This window comes from Dyella sp. AD56 (assembly GCF_002878475.1).
Lineage (GTDB): Bacteria > Pseudomonadota > Gammaproteobacteria > Xanthomonadales > Rhodanobacteraceae > Dyella.
This window is the reverse complement of the sequence record NZ_NRDP01000001.1, coordinates 143242-166615: the sequence shown is the minus strand read 5'-3', so window position 1 is coordinate 166615 and position 23374 is coordinate 143242. Positions and strand designations below refer to the sequence as shown.

Here is a 23374-nt window from a genome sequence, read left to right as displayed (position 1 = left end):
GTGATACGCAGGACGTGTCACGGTCAGGTCATATGCTCGCGGCGGTCGCGCGGCAGATGGTTGACCAGGAATTCCATCTGGTCGGCCAGGATGTTGCGGTTGGACAGGATCAGGTGCTCCACCCAGCTTGGGCGGTAGGGCACCGCCAGCAGCGGCATGTTGGCTTGCTGGGGCGTGCGGTTGCTCTTCCGCAGGTTGCAGGCGAGGCAGGCGCTGACCACGTTTTCCCAGGTGTCCTTGCCATGCTTGGAAATGGGCAGGACATGGTCGCGAGTCAGATCGCCCCGGCTGAAGCGCTGCCCGCAATACATGCACAGATAGCGGTCGCGGGCGAAAAGAGCGCTATTGGTCAACGCTGGCGAGGGATCGATCGCATGGTCGCGGCAGTGGCCGGTGCTGGCGACGATGGGGTGCAGCGAAAGCATGCTTTGCAGGCCGCTCAGACGGTTCTGCCCGCCGTGGACGGTGATGCAGGGATCGCCCAGCGTCCAGGCGACGGCGTCGCGGACGTAGAGGCAAACCGCTTCCTGCCAGCTGATCCAGTCAAGAATTCGGCCGGCGGCATCCAACGACAGCACGCGGGTCGAATGTAGGTCGACAACGCGGCTAGGTACTTCCATCAGCATGCAAAACCGTCCTTCAACCCAGGGGAATGAACGTGCGGGCGCAGCAAATGCTCGTAACAAGGCCGAGGATAGACCAAATCCATGACAGAACACACGCAAATGACTGTCGGGGCAGGAGATAGGGACAGACTTTCGGGTGTTCTCGCGCCAGCGGGAGCGCTGATATAGTGGTCGTTCATCTGTAGACCCGAGGCCGGGTTTGGGAGGGGGAGCCTAGGTGGCTACCCCGGCGCGGCTGGGCAGAGGTAGTCAACGTGGCTGAAGTACTTTTCTACGAGCGTCCTGTTCCGCTCAACCGCACGGAACATAAGGATCTGCGCATCAAGCCGATCCCGAACCTGAAGTTCGCGAGCACCGTGCATTCGGTGCCGCTGACCGGTGTCGAGTTTCCTGCAGCCGCGCGCGACTTGCCGATCCTGTTCGGCGGCCTGACGGTCGACAGCGCCGGTCCGCTGGCCCTGCTTGGCCTGCGCGAGAACGAGAACCTGTTTATCAATGCCGATGGCCACTGGGAAGCGAATGCGTACATCCCGGCCTTCGTGCGCCGCTATCCGTTCGTGTTGGCCGAAAAGCCGGCTGGCGCGGAAGGCGACGATTTCACCGTGTTCCTCGACGAAGCCTATGAAGGTTTCAACACGGCCGAAGGCGAAGCCCTCTTCAAGGACGACGGCAGCGAGACCGAAGTGCTGAACAACGCCGTGCGTTTCCTCGGTGAGTACCAGCAGCATGTGTCGCGCACGCAGTGGTTCATGGAGCAGCTGCGTAAGCACAACCTGCTTGAGCCGCGGAACATCCGCCTCGAGAAGGACGGCAAGAGCATCAACCTCAATGGCCTGTTCGTGGTCAACGAGGAAAAGCTGCGCCAGCTCGACGAGAAGACCGCGCTCGAATTCCTGCGTGAAGGCGTGTACGGCTGGATCTATGCGCACCTGTTGTCGCTGGCCAACATTGATCGCGTGTCGCAGCGCCTTAGCGAGCGCGAGCAGAGCCTGGAAGCGATCCCCGCTTTGAAGAACTGATGGTCTTGACGTCACGGCGCCGACAGGTGCCGTGGCGTCCTTCGCCGGCGCGCCAGCGTCGGGCGGCTCCCTTCCCCCATGGTCCGGCAGGCCCGGACATCCTCACGTAGCCCACGCAGGGGCGAGCGATATGCTTGAACGTGGCGCCGGGTGTGCACCGTCATGGGTGCAATCCTCCATGCCGGGGCAAGCATGTCCGAGCAGAACAAACGCGTAGTGTTGTCCTATGTCGACGCGTTCAATCGCGCCGACCTCGATGGCGTGTGCGCCATGTTTGCGCCAGACGCGCTGATCTACGGAGCGTTGGGTTGGGGTGGCCTCGAGCGGGCGCGCCCGGTATGGGATCAGTTGATGCGTTGCTTTCAGATGAGCCTGGAAGTGGATGCGGTTGCCGCCGAAGGTGACCACGTGGTGGTGCGTTACACCGAGCGTGGCCGCTCGGTGCAGTCGTTTCTCGGCGGCCCCGTCACCGGCAGGGACTATGAGTTGCCGACCATGGAATGGTTCGTGGTGAAAGAAGGCCACATCGAACGCCGTTGGGGCGTTCGCGATACAGCGGCGATGTTTCGACAGATGGGCTTACCGCTGCCTTGAGCGCAGCCATTTAGTCCTCGTAAGTGAGGTGGGGGCGCCAGTCGGCGCCACGGCCTTCGGGCAAGCAGTCCAGCACGTTCCACAACGGCCAGATCGGATCGACATGGCGTTGATCCTGGCCCTCCTCGGCGGGTACGAACATCAACTCACTGCACCAGGTGTGGTGGATCTGTCCATCGCGCCGCAGGAAGACGTTGAGCGCGGGTAGCTGGCTGCCATCCGCGGTCTCGCCGTGATAGTCCGCGTTGTACGTGTTGTGCGCGGACGACAGCAGGTGCAGGTAGCGCCAGCCGCGTTCGCGTGCGAAATGGCGGATGCGTTGGATGGGCGACTTGGCAACTACTGCCACGTTCACGCGTTGGCGCAGGTGTGGCATCTCGCCGTCGAGCGCATCGAGGATCGACGAGCACGACGGGCAGGGCGCCGACATTGCGGGGCCAAACATGAAGCTATAGATGACCAACGTGTCCTTTCCCTCGGCGAACAGATCCGACAGGCGCGTCTGGCGCTCGATATCGGTGTCCAGCGGCGTGTCGCCTTCGTCGTCGAAGTGATAGTCCACCGGAATCACGCCGCCCAGGGGTAGCGCGCGCCGCAGGGCGGCGGTGGCTTCCGTTTGCCTGCGCAGCTCCATTTCGGCTCGCAGCAGCCGGTTCCGCGCGACGCGATAGGCATGGCTTTCGCCGGGAAATCGCACGTTGTGCAATGACTCAGTCATGACTGTCTCCCGTCATGCGGTGGCCGCGCTCCGTGCGGCCGAAGATGTGTCTCAACGTACAGGCTTGGCCAGTCGCAACAGGTCCGCGGCGTAGCCCGCGCTTTCGTAGACGGCCCGTGCGCGCTCGTTACCTGGAAACACGGCCAGCGTTACCAACTGGCAGCGATGTTCGCGCGCCCAGCTTTCCGTGTGATCGAGCAGCGCCCGACCCACGCCGCGCCCTTCGTAGGCTTGGGCGACGGCAAGATCCGAGATATGGCAGTTGCTGCGGCCGGTGAAATAGTCCTGCGTTTTTTGCAGGTGAACGAAGCCGACCGGCTCGCCATCATCATCCTCGGCCACGAACAGAAAGCTGTTCGCCGGTTGTTCGTCCAGATGGCGGCGGAGCTCGTTGCGAATGCCTTCGATGCACTCGTGGCGTCGTCGCCACGGAGGCAGGGTGAAATCCACGAAGCGGGGCACCAGGCTGAGAATGAAGTCGTCGTCGTCCTCGGCCAGACGAATCATGTACGTGGCATCGCTCATGCGGAAACAGCCGGCTTAGTGAGAGAAGTTTGTCGTTTCTACACCCAGTTGCAGAGCAGTGGTAGTCCCGGAGACGCGAAAAATGTTGGGCGCGGGGAGTGCTTGCCCCAAAGAAAAAGGCCCCTCCGTCAGGAGGGGCCTTTTCGGTGCATCACATCACGCAATGGCGGGGAGGGTATCCACGCCGGCCTCAATGGCGGCCTTGTGGGTCAGGCTGCGCGGCAGGATGCGGGCGAAGTAGAACTTTGCCGTGTCGCGCTTGGCCTGCTTGAACGCTTCCTGCTGGCTGCTGTTGGCCAGCGCAGCCACGTTGCGGGCCCACATGTAGGCGAGGGTGACGTAACCGGAGTAGTACAGGTAGTCCATCGCGGCGGCGCCCAGCTCTTCCGGATTGGCCAGCACGCGCTGGGCCAGGGCCAGGGTGAGGTCGGCCCATTCCTTGGTCTGCTTGGCGAGCGGAGCGATCAGGCTGGCCATGGCAGCGTCCTGCGCGTGCTGCTGGCAGAAGGCCTGGATTTCCTGCAGGAACACCTTGAAGCCAACGCCCTGCAACTGGAGGATCTTGCGGCCCAGGAGGTCCGCGGCCTGGATGCCGGTGGTGCCTTCGTACAGCGTGATGATGCGGGCGTCGCGCACGAACTGTTCCACGCCGTTCTCACCGATGTAGCCGTGGCCGCCGTACACCTGCAGCGCTTCCTTGGTGCATTCCTGCGCCAGTTCGGTGACCACGCCCTTGGCGATCGGGATCAGGAACGCGACGAGGTCGCTGGCCTGCTTGCGGGCTGCTTCGTCGGCACCGCGCGCTTCCACGTCGGTCTGCAGCGCGGTGTAGAACAGCAGCGTGCGCGAGCCTTCGACAAAGGCGCGCTGAGTGAGCAGCATGCGGCGCACGTCCGGCTGCACCAGCAGATTGTCGGCCGGCTTCTCCGGGAATTTCGGGCCCGACAGCGAACGACCCTGCAGGCGCTCGCGCGCATAGTTCAGGCTGTTCTGCAGCGCGCGCTCGGACAGCGCCAGACCCTGCACGCCCACGCCCAGGCGCGCGGCATTCATCATGGTGAACATGGCGGCCAGGCCCTTGTGCGGCGCGCCGATCAGGTAGCCCTCGGCGGCGTCGAAGTTCATCACGCAGGTAGCCGAGCCCTTCAGGCCCATCTTGTGCTCGATGGCGCCGGCCGCGGCCGCGTTGCGCGCGCCCAGCGAGCCGTCGGCGTTCACCTTGAACTTCGGCACGATGAACATGGAGATGCCACGGCTACCGGCCGGCGCATCGGGCAGGCGAGCCAGCACGAGATGGATGATGTTTTCGGCCAGATCATGCTCGCCGGCGCTGATGAAGATCTTGGTGCCGGTGATCTTGTAGCTGCCGTTCTCGCCGGGTTCGGCGCGGGTCTTCAGCAGGCCGAGGTCCGAGCCGGCCTGCGGCTCGGTCAGGCACATGGTGCCCGTCCAGCGGCCTTCGACGATCGGCTTGAGGTAGGTGTTCTGCTGCTCCTCGGTGCCGTGCAGCTCCATCGCGTGGCAGGCGCCTTCGGACAGCAGCGGGTACAGGCTCCACGACAGGTTGCCGGACTGGAAAATCTCGGTGGTCGCCGTACCCATCAGGTTCGGCAGCGCCTGGCCGCCGAAGTGCTCAGGCTGGGTCAGGCCGGTCCAGCCGCCTTCCGCAAACGCCTTGAAGGCTTCCTTGAAACCCTTCGGCGTAGTCACCGCGTGGGTGTCCTTGTCGAAATGGCAGCCTTCCTCGTCACCGCTGGCGTTGAACGGTGCCAGCACTGCTTCGCTCAGTCGACCGGCTTCCTCCAGCACGGCGTCCAGCAGGTCACGAGTGTGGCCATCGCCACCCTGCAGCTTGGTGAGCACGGCTTCTGCGCCCAGCACGTCGAAGAGGGCAAAACGCTGGTCGTCGAGGGGAGCCTTGTAGATCGTCATGGCGAAGTTCCTTCGTGGGTCATGCAGGCGCTGGGGTCAGCGCCAGGTATTGGGAATTCCCGGCACCGGCGACAGCCAGTCATTGCCGTGGAAACTGAAATCGCGGACTTCCTTTTCCTGCTCGGGCTTGGCGTTTGCGCTGCCGATCACGCTATAGGGCACGCTGCCTGCGCTGCCTTTCACGGCAGCCGCCTTGATCGCCGCCGTCATGTCGGGTGTGGGCAGGATGTCGATCTGGGTGACGTCAGCCGCAAAGGCCGGGATATCGAGGTCGAAGCGGGTGTGCAGGCGCACCGGCACGCTGTCCCCGACCTTCAGCTGGCCGTCGATGGAGTGGAAATCCATCGAGCCGTAGCTGTTGTTCTGAATGCGCAAGGTCATGCGCCACTGGCCATCGGGCCGGGTGGTCATTTCCTGGATGCTGACGGTTGGCGGGAACACGCTCTTCTTCGGCGGCCCGCAGGCCACCAGGCCCGCCACCAGCACGAGTAGCGCCAAACCACCGAGCAGTCGTTTCATGGATGCACCTCAAACGATTGTTTGAATATTAGCAGGAGGACGCCAGCGTCTGTCCACGGGGCAGATGCCGACACCGAGATCTCAACGTGTATGCGATCACGCCTGCGTGACAGAGTTCTGTTTGGGCAGGAGGTTCCCATTGCGCAGCGCAGCAGGCATCATCGCGGGCTCGTTCCCTACAGCATGCTGCTCATGACCCGACGTATCGTTGCCCGCCGTTCCCCCATCCATGGCAATGGCGTGTTCGCCGTTACCCCGATCAAGAAGGGTGAGGAAATCATCGAGTACAAGGGCACGCTGACGACCCATGACGAAGCCGATGTCATGTATGGCGATGGCGGCGAGACGGGGCATACGTTTCTGTTCACGCTCAACGACGAGTACTTGATCGACGCCAACCGCAAGGGCAACACGGCGCGCTGGATCAACCACAGCTGCGATCCGAACTGCCAGGCGGTGATCGAAGAAAGCGCCAACGGCAATCCGCGCAAAGATCGCGTGCTGATCGAAGCCATCCGCAACATCAAGCCCGGCGAAGAGCTGACCTACGACTACGGCATCACGCTGGACATGCCGCACACCGCGCGCCTGAAAAAGCTGTGGAAGTGCCTGTGCGGGTCGAAGAACTGCACAGGCACGTTGTTGAAGGCGAAGCGCTGAGGCGTGTCGTCGTCGCCCTGTAGGAGCGCGCGCCTGCGCTCCTACAGACGCTCCACGGCGCATCGCCGTGTTCGTCAGGCATCGTCGGGATAATCGATCCCGACCACCTCGACATTGAGATCCCCTGCTGGCCTTTGCCAAACCACCTCGTCGCCCACGCGCGCGCCGAGCAGAGCCTTGGCCACCGGCGAGACATAGCTGACTCGCCCGTGTTCCACGTCGGCTTCGTCTTCGCCGACGATGCGGTAGCGGGCTTGTCCTTCGTTGCTGTCGACGGTCACCAGCGCGCCGAAGGCGACACGTTCACGCGATTGCTGCGCCGGGTCCACCTCGATGGCGCTGCCCACGCGTGCGTTGATCCATTTGAGCTCACGCTCTACCTCGGCCAGTTCGCGTTGCTGCAGCAGCGTGTCCGTTGCCGTGCGCAACGCGTCGCGTCGCTCACGTAGCGCCACGAGTCGCTCACGCAGCTGCACGATGCCGCGTGGCGTCACGTAGTTGGGGTGTTCGCTCAGCGGGATATCCGGCAGCCGTTCGCCGACGGATTCGTCCGCATCCTTCACGAAGGAGCGGCTCATCGCATGCCTCCAGCGCGCCGTCGTTTCGGCGCGTCTACGCGGAAATACATGGCGGCGTGTCTGCCGCGCCTCAAGTGCAGGCGCACGGGCGCGACGCCGGTCGCACCCGTTCAGGCGATGGACGAACCGGATCAGTCGTCGTCAACGTGAGGCTTCCATGCTTCGCTAAGCTGCTTCTGCACCGGCGCAGGCACGGGCTCGTAGTGGCTCAAGTCCAGACTGTAGCGGCCACGCCCTCCGGTCATTGCCTTGAGCTCAGTGGGATAGTCGGTCAGCTCCGCCAGCGGCGCCTGCGCCTTGATGACGATTTCGCCGCCACGCAGGGAGTCGGTGCCCATGATGCGTGCGCGCTTGCCTGCCAGCCCACCGGTCACATCGCCCACGTTGGCCTCGGGTATGGCCACCTCCACGTCAACGATAGGCTCCAGCACGACCGGTCTGGCCTTGCCTACGGCGTCGAGAAAAGCCTTCTTGCCTGCGCTGATAAAGGCGACTTCCTTGGAGTCGACCGGGTGGTACTTGCCGTCGTAGACGGTGACGCGTACGTCCTGAATCGGATAGCCCGCAACCGCGCCCGCTTCCAAGGCCTGCCGGACACCCTTCTCGATGGCCGGCAAGAACTGGCCGGGAATGACGCCACCCTTCACCGCATCGACGAATTCGAAACCCGCGCCGCGATCCAGCGGCTCCACGCGCAAGAAGACCTCGCCGAACTGCCCAGCACCGCCCGTCTGCTTCTTGTGGCGGTGATGGCCTTCCGCACGCCCCGCAACGGTTTCTCGATAGGCGATGCGCGGCGGATGCGTGGTCACCTCAACGCTGTAACGGTCCTTCATGCGTTCGAGCATGATCTTCAGGTGTAGGTCGGACAAACCGCGCACCACGGTTTCGTTGAGTTCCTTGTGGTGCTCCAGGCGAAAGCAGGGGTCTTCCTCTGCCAACCGACCGATGGCCTGCGAGAGTTTCTGTTCCTGCCCCTTGTGCTTGGGTTCCAGCGCCAAGCCAAACATGGGTTGCGGGAAGCGCACAGGCGTCAGGTGAATGCGATCCTCGTCGTGCGAATCGTGCAGCACGGCGTCGAAATGGATCTCCTCCACTTTCGCCACTGCGGCAATGTCGCCGGGAATGGCTTGATCGATTTCCTCATGCGTCTTGCCGCGCAATCGGAACAGATGCCCCACCTTGAACGGCTTCTTGGTGTCGTCGATGAACAACTGCGTGTCGCGTCGCACGGTGCCTTGCCATACACGGAATACGCCGAGCTTGCCCACGAATGGGTCGTTGACGATCTTGAATACGTCCGCGATGACGTGTTGCGACGGATCAGCGTTGACGGTGATCTCTTCGCCATCGCCATTGAGAAACGGCGGCGGGTTGCCTTCGGCTGGATTGGGCAGCAGACGGTCCGCCAGTTCGAGGAATTCCTTGGTGCCTGCGCCGGTGCGGGCGCTCACGAAACAGATGGGTACTAGGTGACCTTCGCGCAGGCACTGCTCGAAGGCGTCATGCAATTCCTGCGGGCTCAGTTCCCCTTCGCCCGAGTCGAGGTAGTGACCCATCACGGTTTCGTTGATCTCTACCACCTGGTCAAGAATGCGCTGGTGCGCTTCGGTCAGCGATGAGATGTCAGTGACACCTTCGCTATGGAAGAAACAGTCGAGCACCTGCTTTCCGCCATCGGCTGGCAGATTCACCGGCAAGCACTGCGTGCCGAATTCCTCGCGCAGCGCGTCGACCAGCCCGGCTAGCCGCGCACCTTCGGTGTCGATCTTGTTGATCACCAGCACACGCGCGAGTTTGCGTTCGGCTGCGCGCTCCATCATGCGGCGCGTGCCGTACTCAATGCCGTTGGCGGCGTTGATCACGATGGCCACGGTTTCTACGGCGGCGAAGGCGGACAGCGTGGGGCCGCGGAAATCCGCGTAGCCTGCGGTGTCGATCAGGTTGATGTGGCTCTTGTCGAACGGAATGCTGGCGATGGCCGTGTCGATCGAATGGCGACGGGCCTTCTCCTGCTCATCGGTGTCGGACTGCGTGGAGCCGCGCTCTACCGAGCCTTGGTTCTGGATGACGCCGCCCGTGTGCAGCAGTGCTTCGAACAGCGTGGTCTTACCGACGCCGGCATGTCCGGCGAGCGCGATGTTGCGGATGTTTTCCGTGGTGTACGACACGATGCGACCCTCCCATGGCTGGGCGCGGAATCGTGCCGACGTGACCTGCGGCGCCGCACGAAGCCGCGCAAGCGGCTGACGATGGCGGGCCGTCATGGTCGTCCAGGCGTGCAGGACGCGGGGGCGGTCATGGCGGGTACGGCCGGGGTGGCCGTTCGCTTAGGCTTTCGCGATCGGCCTCGCGGGTCAAGTTGCAGTGCGGTGAAAACCCCTGTCTGCGGGAACCCCAGGGGCCGCCGCTTGTCTGCAGAAGTCTCCACCCCGCAAGGCGGGCCGGCATACGGCCTGCGCATTTCCCCGAGCCGAGAAGGGAATCCCCATCGAGCACACCGAGCAGGTCGAACACCATCGCTGGACGCCACCGGACACCACGTCGCGTGGGCTGGCGCCACTCGATGGACCCACGCGCGCGTTGCTGCATCAGTTGCGCTGGCGAAAAGCCCCACCTAACCGTGGGCGTCGCTGGCTGGCTTTGGGCATCGTGCTGGCGTTGCACGTGTTGTTCGGATGGTTTACCTGGCATGAAATGCAGGTGAGGACGGCGTCTGAAATCGCCCGCTATGAGCGCGCGGGCGCACTGCAGGTGCGTCTGATACCGCGTGCGGTAACCCCTTCCGGCCCGCCTGCGCCGGCGGAGTTGGTGCCGCCGCCACCGCCGGAGCCTGCACCGCCACCGCGCCCGGTCAACCGGCCGGTGATACATGAGCCGCCGGCGAAGAACGCCATGACGGTGAGCCTGCCGCCCGAACCACCCGCGCCTGCGACGTCCAGCCCGCCCGCGCCGCAGCCCACTCTTTACAACCCGAACGGGCAGGCCGCATTGCCTGCCACGGCGAGCACCGCACCATCCGTTCCGGAAGCGGGCTACGTGCAGAAGATGCCGCAGGGTGATTCGGCGATCATGCAGCACTCCACATCGGTGCCGTACAAGGCCACGCGGTTCGACAAGGATTGGGAGAAGACCAGCGGCAACGTCGTCCAGGATGCGCTCAAGCGGGCCAAGGACGACACCACCGTGAAGCACACCTTCCACGTCGCGCCCGGTGTGCGCATCCACTGCTCGATCTCCTTCGCCGCGCTTTCCGGTGGCTGTGGTGGCGATCCACCGGCACCACCGCCGCCCAATGACGGCGATATACGTATGAGCATGGCGCCCGCCAATCAGCTGGCACCGGGTTCTCCTGCGCCCAAGGTGCCGAGCGTGGAGGAGTGCATCGCCATCTATCGCGCCGAAAAGCCTTTGCCCTATGGCTGTCCTGTCGATACGCCGACGCGTTCGGTCGATGCGGAAATGCAGGAGCGCGCGGCGCATCCGGCAAATCAAGAGAGTCACTGAGCCGGACTTCTCAGAATGGCGGTGTCGCCCGTTACACTTCCGCCATGGAGAGGGAATCCGCAGGCCGACTGACCGTGTCATTACCATCGCCCAGGTCGGCGGCGGAGAGTGCGGCCGTCTATCGTCGGCGTCGTGCTGAGCGTCCACGCGATCGGTGGTTGCGCATTCTGGCGCTGGCCAGCGCGCTGCTGGTGCACCTCGTGTTCCTGTTTGGTGCCGTCCTTGGTTCGGCCTACGAGATGGAAGAGGTCAACGACGAGTCGCCGCCGCTGGTCGTGCGCCTCATCGAAAAGCCCAAGGAGGAACCGCCTCCGCCACCGCCCGTGCGCGGTACGCCGCCGAAGCAGGTAGGGCCGGTGCACAAGGGCAATGCGAGCAATGTGCCGCACACCGCACGCCAGAGCCGCTCCTCCACGCGCACCAGCAACGACCTGTCGCCCGTACCCGTGCCTGCGATGCAGACGCCGGTGGTGACCGATATGCCCAAGGCGACGGCGCCGAAGCCGGAGATCACCGCCGCGCCGCTGCCGCCGGTGACCGTGCCCAAGCCTGCGCCGGCCGAACAGTTGCAACCCGTGCCCGTTGCGCCGGAACCGCCGCAGGTGGCGATGGAAACGCCCGCCATCGAAAAGCCGGTGCCGCCGACGTTCCAGCCCGAGCCGGTGCGCAAGCCCCAGGCAGAGGGCAACCAACCTATGCCGCCGCCGGCGTCGCTGGCCATTCCGGAGGTGCCTGCGCAGTCGGCCCCCGTCGTGACACCGCCGACTATCGCGATGGAAAAGGCCGTGCCGACGGAAGCGCGTCCGAGCATCGCGCCGGTGCCACGCCCGGAAGCCCCCGCTTCGCCCGCTGAGCCCGAACTGCAGGCCGTGCCCCTGCCAGCACAGGCCGCACCGACCGTGAATCTGCAGCCGCAGCCGACCCCGATTGCACCGGTGGTGCCGAAAGAGCAACCGACCATTGAGTCGCCTGCCATCCGCGTGGCGGAAGAGCCTCAGTTGGAAGCGGTGCCGTTGCCGCCCAATCCTCAGCCGACCGTCGAGCATCCACAAGCCCCACATCTGGATGTCGTTGCGCCCAAGGCTGTTGCCTTGGACAACAAGCCGTCCATCGAGCGACCGCAGTTGTCGGAGACGCCGGCGGAGTCGACGCCAACACAGAGCGAAGCGTCCGCATCGAGCGCGCAGGCATCGTCCCAGAGCGCGTCCAGCGCGCAGACGAACACGGCAAGTAACGAGTCCAGCCCAACGTCCAGTGGAAGCGGTGAAAGCAGCGCGCCGAACGCAACGCCGCAAGGCAGCCGTAGCGGCACGCCAGGGCAGCCCAGCGGTGTGAGCCAGTCGCCCGGCGTTGCGGGCGGCAAAGGCCTCAATCTTTCGCTGCCGCCGGGCAATGGGAATGGCAACGGACAAGGTGGCAAGGGGCAGGGCGAGCAAGAGGGCGCGGTGGGTACCTACGTGCAGCTCGAGCCGCACGGCAATACCGAGGTCATGTCGCACGGCACGCCCAATATCGGCTACCAATCGACCCGATTCGAAAAGGACTGGACGCCCGAAGGCGAGAGCTCCATCGACACGGCGCTTCGTCATGCTGTCGAGAAGACCACGATGCGGCACACCTTCCACCTGCCACGCGGCGTGCGCGTGGAGTGCGTGGTAATGCCGTTGTTCCCCATGGCGCTGTTTGGTTGCGGCAACGGGGATGCACCGCCGCAGCCGGTGGACGATGTCGTCTACGACAAGATGAAACTCGCGCCGACCAATCCGCTGGTTCCGCCTGCGTCTGTCAGTGCCGCACCTACGATGGCGACAGTGAAACTAGACAATGCGGCTCAGTGTGCGGCAGCACGTGTTGCAGGCGGTCCGCTACCACCGGGTTGTCCGGCGGATACCATCACGATTCCCACCGGGCCTGCGCGCAGCAGTACGACGTGGGTTCCGGCGAGCGACCAGTTTCACTGACGCCATCGACATGCGCTGTTGTCTTACGTAGTTCGTCGGCAGTCGCCGCGGTAGAAGTTCGCTGGCGGCCCCTGTCGTCAATGATCAGGCTTTGGGCTTATTTGTTCGAGAGCCCACATAGTGAAGAACCATCTGATCGCCCTTCTGCTGCTAGCCAGTCTGACGTCTGCGAGCACCGTCGCGCATGCCAGCGATGAACTGAGCTGCAAGCTCCGTTTCGACCTGAGCAGTTGGTCGTTGATCTACAAGCACGTGAGTGGCAAGGGCATGGTTACGTGCAACAACGGGCAGTCGATGAAAGTGAAGCTGGAGGCCCGTGGCGGCGGACTTTCGGTGGGCAGCTCGCGGGTCGATGACGGCAATGGCGAATTCACCGCCCTGCATTCGATCAACGAAGTGCCCGGAACCTATGCCGACGTCAATGCGCATTCGGTCTTCAAAAGTGGTGATGCGCAGGTGCTCACCAAGGGAGTGGTGTCGCTGGCCATTGCCGGCGTCGGGCACGGCTTGGAAATGGGCATCACCGTGGGTGAGCTGACCATCAGCAGGGACGAATAGGCACACCAGCAGCAGACATGCGCGGTGACATGCCTGCCTTTCGCGTGGCACGTGGATATGAGTGGCGTTAGGTAGATCTACCTAAGCGTTGCTCGAAGATTTTCGCTATCGAGCCTCCGTATCGCACCGCATGCTCACATGGCGCCGCGCAGCGATGACAAAAGCACTCCCCCTTCGAGGTATTTATGCAAGCAGTACGCTGGTCCTGTCTGGTGCTCGTGCTTGGTCTGGTCATGAACGACCCCGGCCAAGCCCAGCAGAACACCCCCGCCACATCCTCCTCGTCGCAGGCCACGGGCGACTCCCGTGCATGGCCGCACAGTTTCGACATCGATGGAACGCATCTTGTGCTCCATCATCCGCAGCTCGAAAGTTGGAATGGCAACCAGCTCAAGGGGCGTCTCGCCGTTTCGGTGAAAACCGGTACGCAGGTGGATGCGGACGGCAAGTCGCATGATGTGCTGGACTACGGCGTGGCATGGTTCACTGCGCGCACCGTAGTCGACAAGACGCTGCGTCAGGTGACGCTGTCGAACGTCACCATCGACAAGGTGTCGTTCCCCACCGCGACGGACCAGCAGGCGCGCTATCAATCGTTGCTTCAGAACATCTCCCGTCGAGGCAATCAGGTGGCCGACCTGGACACCATGGAGGCATCGCTGGCGATCAGTCGTGCGCAAGGCGAGGTGAAGAACGTCGCCGTGAGCAACGATCCACCGCAGATCATCTTTTCCTTCAAGCCCGCCTTGCTGGTGCTCATCGACGGCACGCCGGTAACGCGTCCCACCGGTAAGGGCGGCGTGACCCGCATCGTCAACACCCGCTCCCTGCTGTTGCAGGACAATGGCCATTACTACTTTTTGTTCGCCAGCCATTGGATGAGGTCAGCGGCGCTGGATGGCCCGTGGACGCCGATGAAGGCACCTCCTTCGTCGGTGCTACAGGCCGCCGAAGCCGCCGAGAAGGCCAAGCAGGTCGATACGCTGGACAACCCGTCCGATGCGCTCAAGCAGGCGCTTGCTTCGGGCCAGTTGCCGGACATCGTGGTGCGCACGCAGCCGTCCGAGCTGATCATGGTGGACGGTGATCCGCAGTTCGAGGCCATCCCGGGCACGCAGCTCGCGTATGTCACGAATACCTCGGAGGACGTCTTTGTCGACCAGACCCAGGACTCCACCTGGTACGTGCTGATCTCGGGTCGCTGGTTCACCGCCAATTCGACTAATGGCCCCTGGCGTTACGTGGCAGGCAAGGAGCTGCCTGCGGATTTCGCCAAGATTCCGACCGACAGTCCCAAGAGTGCGGTGCTCGCATCCGTGCCGGGAACGCCCGAGGCGCGCGAGTCGCTGATCGCCAACAGCATTCCCCAGACGGCGACGGTGAACACACGCTCCACGCAGTTGCATCTGTCGTATGACGGCCCGCCGCAATTCAAGCCGATCGACGGCACCTCGCTGTCGTACGCATGGAATACGCCGGTGCCTGTGATACGCGTCAGCCCGGATGCGTATTACGCTGTGCAGAACGGCGTGTGGTTCACCGCGGCAACGGCGAACGGGCCGTGGTCGGTGGCGTTGGATGTGCCATCGGTGATTTATTCCATTCCGCCAAACTCGCCCCTGCACTACGTCACTTATGTTTACGTCTACGGCCACGCTGACGATCAGGTCTACGTGGGCTACTCACCGGGCTACTACGGCACGGTGAGCAGCGACGGCGTGGTCGTCTACGGCACGGGTTACGGATGCAACTCCTGGGTGGGCGACGTGTGGTACGGCTGTCCGGCCACCTACGGATTCGACGTGTCCTTCGGTTGGACGCCGTGGGCTGGCTGGGCATTCGGTTATGCCTGGGGCGCGGCGTGGGCATCGGCTTGGTATGGTCCGTGGTGGGGACCGTGGGGCAATTGGGACGGCGGTTTCTATCCCGGCTACTGGGGCGGCGCCATCTCAGCGGCGAACGTGTACGGCCGCTGGGGTAACAGCGTGGTTGCGGGGCGCGGCGCGGCATGGTCCAACCCGTGGACGGGCAACTATGGCGAAGCCGGGCGCGGCGGCTACTACAACACGGCAACGGGCGGTCATGGTTACGGTTATGCGGGGCGCAACACCAACGCTTACACGGGTATCACAACAGGGCAGGCGGGTGGCGTTCGCTACAACCCGCAGACCGGCCGTGTGGTGGCCGGGCAGGGCGGCGCTGCGGTGAATCCATACACGGGCAATGCCGTAGCGGGCGGACAGCACACGGCCGTGAATACGAACACTGGTCGTGTCACGCAGGCCGGTGGTGTGGCGGGTCGCACCAATGAGGGTGCGGGTGCGGCGGGTGCGTTCAACACCCAGGGCGCCGGCGGTGATGCACATGGCGCGGGTTATGCGAACTACAACCGCGAGACGGGGCAGGTGAATCACGGGGGCGTGGTCAATACGGACGATCATGTCTACGCGGGACACGACGGCAACGTCTACCGATACGATCCGGGCCAGGGCTGGCAGAAGGCAGGCCAAGGCGGCAACTTCGATCACGTCGCCACGCCGGATAGCGTCAATACCGAGCAGGACCGGATGGCGCGCGATCGGGGCGGGGATGGTCAATCGTTCGATCGCTCACAGCATCAGCAGTTCGACCGAGGCAACTACGACAATCGTTTCCACGGCCAGATGGGTGGGTTCCGCCCATCCTTCGGCGGAGGTCACTTCGGCGGCGGTTTCCATGGAGGAGGGTTCCGGCGCTAAGCCGGAACCCCTCGGCGGCATCCTGTGCTTAGCGCAGGATGCCGTCAGTCTTGAGTTTCGGAATCAGCGTCTGCGCCAATTCAGTCGTGGCCTTTGGGATGTTCTTGGTTCCAATGCCCTGCGTGGTCACGGTCCAGATGAGCTTCTCGGAACGTGGATCCCATACGCTGGTTTCCAGCGTCACCACGTCGTACTGCTGCACATCGGGCACCGAAGCCCACGCGCCGCCATACCAGCCATAGAAGCCGCCATACATTGGACCGCTGGGCGTCACGCTCACCTTCTGCTCCACGCGCTGCACACGTGTCACGAGCACAACCTGCGCGCCGCTGGATTTGACCAAATCACGCAGCCCGATGGCGCCGGTGGTGCCAGCGGGGATCTGCGTGTAGCTCGGCGCGGCCTGTATGCCAGCCGCCTGCAATTGCTGCGAGAAGGTGTCTTCGAAGACGTGGCGCATCGTGTCACTGCGAGAGATGCCCACAACCACCACGTTGGTAGCCGGCGGTCCCGGCCATGCCGGGTCGCGCCACTGATTAGTAATGCTGACGCTGGAACAGGCACACAGCACAAGACCGGTGGCGATGGCGAACAGACGCAACGCTTTCATGGCGATGGCTCCCTGGTGAAAGGCCCACCCCGACGGGTGGGCGGCAACAGGGATTGTGCGGCGACGATCGTGGAGACTTCGCGATAGCCGCGAAATCACCTCAAGGTGATGGCCGCAGCAGCGAGCCGAACGTCAGATAGACCGAACTGTGGCCGCCCTGGGCGTAGCCGTAGCCCAGGAACAAGGGACCGAGTGGGGTCTGGATACCCAGGAACATGCTGCCGGCGTAGATCAGCGAATCAAACCGCACCTGACTCTTGCTCTGCCAGGTATTACCGGCCTCCAGGCTGGCGCCGATATAGACGGGGGTTGAGAAGATCGCATCCATCTGCCCTGTGCGCCGGTACAGCACAGCGCGGCCAAGGAAGGATTGATCACCGTGCAGAGATCTCTCCGGATAGCCCGACAGGTTCAGGAACCCACCCAGGAAGCTCTGCGCTTCGAAGAACTGGTCCATCTGCTTGTCATGGTCCAGCGCGCTGCTTGCCCACATGCCAAGCAACAGGTGGTAGCGGGTCTCGGCCAGTCCGAAATCCGGTACCCAGTCGGCCTTCAGTTGCGCCACGTCGCCCGTCTGGTTGCCGCCCAGCCAAGGACGGTACATGTTGTAGGAGAAGTTGACGCGGGCACCCTTTGACGGGAACTGCGCGTCGTCCAGGCTATCCCAGTCCATGCCGACCTTGGCGAGGCTGTACTGCTGTTGTTCGCTGAAGAAAGCTTCCGGATTGCCGATGCGCAGATCGCCCTTGTCAGTGCCTCGCGTGTACGAGGCGAGTACACGCCAGTACGGCAGTGGCGACCAGCCCGTTTCGAAACCCAGGTAGTTGCGTTTGACGCGGTATTCGGCCAGTTGCTTGGAACCATCCGGCGTGAAGACGGGGAAATCTTCGTTGCGCACCAGGCCGTAGGGCATCACATACGTCGATGCGCCCTGGCCGAACGGCTGGTAGAACTCGGAGGCCAAGCCACCGATGCGGCCCATCCATAGTGTGCTGCGCCATTCGGCGCCAAGTTTGTTGATATTGGTGGCGTTTACTTCGCCGGAAATGAGGTACTCGCTGCGCCCGGCAAAATCATCATCCAACTCGAAACCCAGCTTTCCATAGACAGGCCCCCAGGGCTTATCGCGAGGAATGATCAGCAGGCCACGATTGCCGTTGTCGTCCTGAAGGCGATAGTCGATCTGTTGGTAATTGCCTTGTCCATAGATGCTGCCGATCTGCGCTTCCAGTTTGGTCGGATCGAAAGGTTTATCCACGTCTTTCGCCAAACGTTCGCCGACATACTGAGCGGTGTCGGTGTGGGTGCTATCCACCTTGAGGAAAGCCACCAGGCCAGGATCGAAGTTGCGGACACGATGTTGCGCGATGAATGCCGACCATTGCGCCGGGCTGACCGACAACGCCTTCAGGCGCGGCAGTGCGGCCTCCGCAGCGGCGTTGCCAATAGCGATGGCTTCCGCGCCACGGTTGAATTCCGCCGCACTCATGTTGCCCAGCGCCGGGGTGATCAGGATGTCGTCAGGGCTCAGCGTATCCAGCTGTCGCTGGGTCTTCTCTTCCATGAGTGCACTGACCATTTGGTTGAGCACAGCCACTGGATTGCTCAGCTCCGCCTTCGTCGCGAGGGGGGAGCCGACGTTGACGACGATGAGTTGCTGCGCGCCCATGTTGCGGGCGACGTCGATGGGCACGTTGTCCATCAGGCCGCCGTCGACCAGTAACTGGTCATCAATGCTGGTGGGCGCAAAGGCACCGGGCACCGACATGCTCGAGCGAATCGAGAGCGCAAGGTCGCCTGAGCCGAACACGACGGGCTTCCCGGCCACAATGTCTGTGGCTACGGCCCGGAACGGGATCGACAGCTGGTCGAAATCGTGGACGTTCCAGGTGGAAATCAGCAGGCGGCGCAGCAGCAATAGCAGCTTTTGTCCCTGCACCACGCCGGCGGGCGTGATGATGCGGCCATTCTTGTAGCCGACTTCGAAGTTAAGCAGATAGCGATAGTCGGCATCCTTGCGCCGCATGGGCAATTCCAGGCGCGCAGGGTTGTCCGAAAACAGGTCGCTCCAGTCCAGCGTGGTAACGATGTGGTCCAGTTCCTCCGGTGTGTAACCCGCCGCGTACATGCCGCCGACGATGGATCCCATGCTTGTGCCGGAGATGCGACAAACGGGTATGTGCTCGCGTTCGAGGACTTCGAGTACGCCGATGTGCGCCGCGCCGCGTGCGCCACCGCCGCCGAGAACGAGGCCGATGCAACGAGGAGTGGAGGCGGCTGGCGCAGATTGCCCAAAGGCGGGCACGGCGATGCACAGAGACAGCAGCACGACCAACGCGAACGCGCAACGCATCACCACCCCCAGTCAAGAGAACGGCGTTACCGTGGGGTAGCGCCGAAGTCAGGGCATCCTAAGTCAGAAAGCGGATCTGTGCGTCGGTGAAATTACTCAAGCGCACAGACGTGACGCCGCATGAAACGTCTATACGATTTCGTCACAAAGCTGTCTGCATGTGAGGAACGACAGGGCACTCCAGGCATGGGTGCCCAAAGAGAAACGGGGCCGAGTCGGCCCCGTCTGTTACAGCATGCGCAGCATTTCTTTCAGCAGCGGCAGTCGCCGCACGCGCACCGCACTTACGCGGAACACGGCGTTGGCGAGGGCCGGTGCCGCGGTCGGCATGCCCAGGAAGCTTGCACCGGTCGGGGCGCGGTCGCCGGGCACGAGGATCACGTCGGTGGTGTCGGGCAGCTGTGCCATGCTCGCCAGCGGATAGTCTTTCCAATTGTGCTGCTGGACCTGGCTGTCCTTGTAACTCACCGACAGGTTGAGCGCTGTGGACAATGCGTCGAGCGTGGCGCCAGCGACCTGGCCTTCGAGACCGGTCGGGTTAACCACGCGGCCGACATCGACCGCGCACACCACGCGTTCGATGTTGAGCTTGTCGCCTTGCAGCGATGCCTCCACCGCATGCGCCACGTAGGCACCGTCAATGTGCCAGCAGGCGATGCCAAGACCGTTCACCGTGCGCAGCCAGTTCTTCCACTCGATGCGATCGGCCACCAACTTAAGCACGTTGATCAGGCGACCGGTGTCGAGCGTGCGCCCATCACCCAACGGGATCATGCGCGGCTCACCGATCAGGCGCAGCCGGGTGACCAGCGGGTCTTCCTTGAGCGAGTGGGCGATCTCGTCGACAAAGCTCTCGACGGCGAAGGCGTTGCTTACGTGCGACGTGCCACGCGAGGGGCCGCGCAACATGGCCGAAGGCAGGGAATACCAGTCGCTGCGCAGGTTGGGCACGAGCCCCGCCGGCAACTGATGGGCGTCCACTTCAGACGTCCACAGGCGATTGTCGGGCACGCCACGCTGCGCCAGTGCCGAGGCGCTGGCCATGCGCTGATTCCAAGTGAGAATCTGGCGCTTGCCATCCAACGCCGCGCTGAACTTGTGCACAGTGGCGGAGCGGTAGTAGTCCTGCGTCAGGTCTTCGTCACGCGTCCACATCAGCTTGACCGGCTTCTCCACCGCCTTGGCGAGCATGACGGCTTCGGCGACGTAGTCGTGGTCCAGGCGGCGGCCATAGCCACCGCCGACACGCGGAACGCGGATGTCGATCTGCGCGGGCGACAGGCCCGTAAGGCGCTGGACGACCGCCCATGCCTGCTGTGGCGCCTGCGTGGGCACGACGAGGACAGCACGGTCCTTGTCGATCTTCACCACGCAGTTCATGGGTTCAGGCGTGGCATGGGCGAGCCATGGCTGCACGTAGGTCGCTTCGATGCGCCGCGCCGCTTTCTTCGCAGCACTATCGACATCGCCGTCGTTGCGCACACGTGCGGCCGGTTGGGCGTCCTTGTCGTTGACCACGTCGGCAGCCTGTTGCTCGAACCAGGCGCTGTTTTCGCTTTGTGCGCCGGGCTTCCAGTGCAACTTCAGCTTGGCGCGGCCCTGCAAGGCGGCCCAGGTATTTTCAGCGAGCACGGCCACGGCGGGCGAACGCACGGTCTGGCCGAGTGGAACGCCCGCTTCGGGCTTGATCTGCACCACCTTGACCACGCCCTTCACGGCGAGCGTGTCGGTGGTGTCCAGGCTGTCCACGCTGCCATCGGGCCATGGGCAATGCGACAGTACAGCCACCAGTGCTTCCGCCACATAGGTGTCGAGCGCATAGGCGGTCTGACCGGTGACGATGGCGCGTGCGTTGATGTCGCCGGCAGGCTGACCAATCAGGGTGTAGTGGTCGGGCGTCTTCGGCTGCACGGGTGAATCGGGCGGCTGGATCTTCGCCGCGGCATCGACCAGGGTGCCGTAGCCAAAACGGCGGCCGTCCGGCGCGACGACGCTGCCTTCCTCGCAACGCAGGCGATCGGCCGGCACACCGAGACGACGCGCGGCGGCCTGCATCAGCAGCCAGCGTGCGAGCGCACCAGCGCCGCGCAGGTCGGCCCATGCGGCCGGGATGGAGTCGCCCAGACCGCTGGTCTGGTGGCCATACACCCAACGCGGCTTGCCGTTGTCGTCGTCCACACCAAGGCCGAGCGGCACCACGCTGACGCGCGTCCAGTCGGCATCCAGCTCGTCGGCGATGATGCGCGCGAGCGAGGTGGAGGTGCCGGTGCCGGTGTCCGGATCACGAATACCGATGACCACATTGCCGTCCGCGTCGATACGGACGTACGCGCCGAGGCCATAGAGCGTATCGCCCAGCATCGATGGCGGAACAGGTGCGTCGGTGGCCTCTGCGAACGGAATGCCGACGATCAGCGCACCGGCCGTACCGGCGAGCACCTTGAGGAAATGGCGGCGCGAAAGCGGCATCTTGGATTCGTTGGCGTCGCTCATGCCTGGGCTCCCTTGGCGGCGCGCTTGATGGCGAGACGCACACGGGTCTGGCAGCCGCAGCGGCAAAGATTGGGCAACTGGTCGATGTCGTTGTCGCTCGGTTGCGGATGGCGAGTGAGCAGATCGAGCGAGGCCATCAACCAGCCTGGTGTGCAATAGCCGCAGCCGATGGCGTCTTCGTCGACGAAGGCCTGCTGCAGCGGATGGAGCTTGCCGTCGGCGGCGGCGAGGCCTTCGACGGTGGTCACCTTTTTGCCGGCCAACTTGACGACCGGCAGGCTGGTGGCTGACGCGAGCTTGCCGTCGACCAGCACGAGGTCATAGCCACCTTCGCCATGCTCGCCGCTGTACTTGGTGCCGGTGAGGCGCAGCACATCGCGCAGATACCACAGCAAGGGCATCTGGTCGTCGCCGGTGTGGCGATAGCTCCTGCCGTTGATCTCCAGGTCGACTCCCTCGCGCACCTTCTCGGGCACGACGGTGTTGCTTGTTCCGGGTGTCGGCATCTGGTCTTGCGCGTTCGCCATCGGTTCGGAGCTCCTTCGGAATCCACTCATTGTGGCATTGCAGCGCGGTCCTTAGGAGGCAGCCCGGCTGAACAGGCGTCGCCACACCAGGTAGACCGGGATGCCCGCGGCCATGATCAACAGGCCGATACCGGTGTTTTTGGGGCTGTTCTGCAGGCTCTGTACCACCACCAGGCCCACTGTGCCGATGAAGATCAGCGGAAGCACCGGGTAGCCGGGCACGCGGAAACTGGCCTGGTTACCCTCGCGCCGGCGATACCAGAACAGCGTGGCGACACCCACCGCGCAGGCGAGCCAGTCGCCAAAGGTGGCGTAATCGAGCAGTTGGCCGTAGCTGCCGGACAGCACCAGCACGATGGCCCAGCCCGAGAGCAGCAACAGGGCGACGTTGGGCGTGCGGTGCACCGGGTGCAGGCGCGCGACGCTGCGGAAGAACAGACCATCGTCGCCCATCACCTGCAGCACGCGTGCACCGGATACCAGGGTGATGTTGCAGAAGCCGAGCGTGGAAATCGCAATGCCGATGGCCATGACCTTGGCGCCCATGCTGCCGAACACGCGCTGCATCACGTCGGCTGCCGGGGTGTGGCTGGCGGCGAGACCGTCATGGCCAAGTACGGCGAGGTAGGCGAGGTTCACCAGCGCATATGCGGTGATCACCAGCACCATGCCGATAAAGAGCGCCCGGGGCAGGGTGCGCTGGGGTTCGGCCACTTCACCCGCCAGATTGTTGAGGTAAGTGAAGCCCGAATACGCAAACAGCACCGGCAGGGCTGCACCCATGAAACCGACGCCGGCGAATGCAGGATCCGGGGCCAGTACATCCTTACTGCCGGCACCGGCGAGGAATAGCCCGCACACCACCAGCGCTGCGACAGCCAGCAGCTTCAGCACAGTGAACAGGTTATGTACTTGTGCGCCGAGCTTCAGGCCGAACAGATTGATCAACGCCACGAAAGCCAGAGCGCCTGCGGCCAGCGGCGTGATCATGCTGGTCGGCAACCCGAATACCGCGGCGGCATAGCTGGCGAAGATGGTGGCCACCGCCGCGCTGGAGCCCGAATAGATCACCAGCAGCATGGTCCAGCCGAACAGGAACCCGGCCAACGGCCCGAAGGCCTCACGCAGGTAGACGTAGCTGCCGCCCGCATGGGGGCGACGGGCACCCAGTTCGGCGTAACACAGGGCGCCGATAAGGGTCAGCACGCCAGCGCCCACCCACACCAGCAGCAGAGCCAAGCCGGATTCCGTGCGCCCTGCGGCGATATAGGGATTCAGGAAGATGCCGCCGCCGATCAGTCCACCGACCACGATCAGGGCTGCATCCCACGGGCGGAGACGACGGACGTAGCCGCCGGACGTCGAGGTGTCGCTCATGGATGCTTCGCTGCAGGAAAGTGCGGCGAGCATGGCAACTGGGGGCGCCGGCAGCAAGCCCTGAAGGCCTTTTAGAGGC

The 23374-nt window shown here is 63.8% G+C and carries 19 protein-coding genes; 7 read left to right on the top strand and 12 right to left on the bottom strand.

The genetic code is table 11. The features are described from left to right. Positions 1-23: 23 nt before the first annotated feature. A complete protein-coding gene (locus DyAD56_RS00725; RefSeq protein ID WP_102300821.1) occupies positions 24-626 on the bottom strand; it encodes an HNH endonuclease in 603 nt (200 codons plus the stop codon). A 254-nt stretch (positions 627-880) separates the two neighbouring features. Between DyAD56_RS00725 and DyAD56_RS00720 the strand changes: the two genes are divergently transcribed. Continuing rightward, positions 881-1645: a SapC family protein gene (locus DyAD56_RS00720; RefSeq protein WP_102300820.1), complete on the top strand. Its 765-nt coding sequence runs from the start codon at positions 881-883 to the stop codon at positions 1643-1645. A 192-nt stretch (positions 1646-1837) separates the two neighbouring features. Further along, positions 1838-2239, top strand: coding sequence for a nuclear transport factor 2 family protein (locus DyAD56_RS00715; RefSeq protein WP_102301085.1), 402 nt, complete (start codon positions 1838-1840; stop codon positions 2237-2239). Between the two features lie 10 nt (positions 2240-2249). Here DyAD56_RS00715 and DyAD56_RS00710 read toward each other — a convergent pair whose 3' ends face one another. The 4 genes from DyAD56_RS00710 to DyAD56_RS00695 form a co-directional block, all read right to left on the bottom strand. Continuing rightward, positions 2250-2957 (bottom strand): DUF899 family protein, encoded by a 708-nt coding sequence (locus DyAD56_RS00710; RefSeq protein ID WP_102300819.1) that lies wholly within the window; start codon positions 2955-2957, stop codon positions 2250-2252. Positions 2958-3008: 51 nt separating this feature from the next. Further along, positions 3009-3482 carry a GNAT family N-acetyltransferase gene (locus DyAD56_RS00705; RefSeq protein WP_102300818.1) on the bottom strand — a complete coding sequence of 158 codons (474 nt, stop codon included), beginning with the start codon at positions 3480-3482 and terminating at the stop codon, positions 3009-3011. 156 nt (positions 3483-3638) lie between these two features. After that, on the bottom strand, positions 3639-5414 hold the full coding sequence (locus tag DyAD56_RS00700; protein WP_102300817.1) for an acyl-CoA dehydrogenase C-terminal domain-containing protein: 1776 nt from the start codon (positions 5412-5414) through the stop codon (positions 3639-3641). Positions 5415-5450: 36 nt separating this feature from the next. Beyond that, positions 5451-5933: a hypothetical protein gene (locus tag DyAD56_RS00695; protein WP_102300816.1), complete on the bottom strand. Its 483-nt coding sequence runs from the start codon at positions 5931-5933 to the stop codon at positions 5451-5453. A gap of 192 nt (positions 5934-6125) precedes the next feature. Between DyAD56_RS00695 and DyAD56_RS00690 the strand changes: the two genes are divergently transcribed. Further along, positions 6126-6593 (top strand): SET domain-containing protein-lysine N-methyltransferase, encoded by a 468-nt coding sequence (locus DyAD56_RS00690; protein ID WP_102301084.1) that lies wholly within the window; start codon positions 6126-6128, stop codon positions 6591-6593. A gap of 74 nt (positions 6594-6667) precedes the next feature. On the opposite strand, the gene DyAD56_RS00685 is transcribed toward DyAD56_RS00690, so the two are convergent. After that, positions 6668-7171: a GreA/GreB family elongation factor gene (locus tag DyAD56_RS00685; protein WP_102300815.1), complete on the bottom strand. Its 504-nt coding sequence runs from the start codon at positions 7169-7171 to the stop codon at positions 6668-6670. Positions 7172-7302: 131 nt separating this feature from the next. Continuing rightward, complete coding sequence (gene fusA, locus DyAD56_RS00680; RefSeq protein WP_102301083.1) at positions 7303-9342, bottom strand: elongation factor G; 2040 nt, start codon at positions 9340-9342, stop codon at positions 7303-7305. 412 nt (positions 9343-9754) lie between these two features. On the opposite strand from fusA, the gene DyAD56_RS24465 reads away from it, so the two are divergent. The 4 genes from DyAD56_RS24465 (at position 9755) to DyAD56_RS00660 (ending at position 15935) form a co-directional block, all read left to right on the top strand. Next, positions 9755-10678: a hypothetical protein gene (locus tag DyAD56_RS24465; RefSeq protein ID WP_304529228.1), complete on the top strand. Its 924-nt coding sequence runs from the start codon at positions 9755-9757 to the stop codon at positions 10676-10678. Positions 10679-10836: 158 nt separating this feature from the next. Continuing rightward, on the top strand, positions 10837-12639 hold the full coding sequence (locus tag DyAD56_RS00670; RefSeq protein WP_233202233.1) for a hypothetical protein: 1803 nt from the start codon (positions 10837-10839) through the stop codon (positions 12637-12639). Positions 12640-12759: 120 nt separating this feature from the next. Further along, on the top strand, positions 12760-13197 hold the full coding sequence (locus tag DyAD56_RS00665) for a hypothetical protein (protein WP_102300813.1): 438 nt from the start codon (positions 12760-12762) through the stop codon (positions 13195-13197). Between the two features lie 185 nt (positions 13198-13382). Beyond that, positions 13383-15935: a hypothetical protein gene (locus tag DyAD56_RS00660; RefSeq protein WP_102300812.1), complete on the top strand. Its 2553-nt coding sequence runs from the start codon at positions 13383-13385 to the stop codon at positions 15933-15935. Positions 15936-15963: 28 nt separating this feature from the next. On the opposite strand, the gene DyAD56_RS00655 is transcribed toward DyAD56_RS00660, so the two are convergent. The 5 genes from DyAD56_RS00655 to DyAD56_RS00635 form a co-directional block, all read right to left on the bottom strand. After that, entirely contained in the window at positions 15964-16545 is a 582-nt protein-coding gene (locus tag DyAD56_RS00655; RefSeq protein WP_102300811.1) for a hypothetical protein, read from the bottom strand. Between the two features lie 100 nt (positions 16546-16645). Further along, positions 16646-18898, bottom strand: a complete 2253-nt coding sequence (locus tag DyAD56_RS00650) for a patatin-like phospholipase family protein (protein ID WP_102300810.1) — start codon at positions 18896-18898, stop codon at positions 16646-16648. Positions 18899-19126: 228 nt separating this feature from the next. Further along, positions 19127-21391, bottom strand: coding sequence for a molybdopterin cofactor-binding domain-containing protein (locus DyAD56_RS00645; protein ID WP_102300809.1), 2265 nt, complete (start codon positions 21389-21391; stop codon positions 19127-19129). After that, positions 21388-21918: a (2Fe-2S)-binding protein gene (locus tag DyAD56_RS00640; RefSeq protein ID WP_102300808.1), complete on the bottom strand. Its 531-nt coding sequence runs from the start codon at positions 21916-21918 to the stop codon at positions 21388-21390. Before DyAD56_RS00640 ends, DyAD56_RS00645 begins: the two co-directional genes overlap by 4 nt. Before the next feature lie 51 nt (positions 21919-21969). Beyond that, positions 21970-23295, bottom strand: coding sequence for an amino acid permease (locus DyAD56_RS00635; RefSeq protein WP_102301081.1), 1326 nt, complete (start codon positions 23293-23295; stop codon positions 21970-21972). Positions 23296-23374 lie beyond the last annotated feature (79 nt).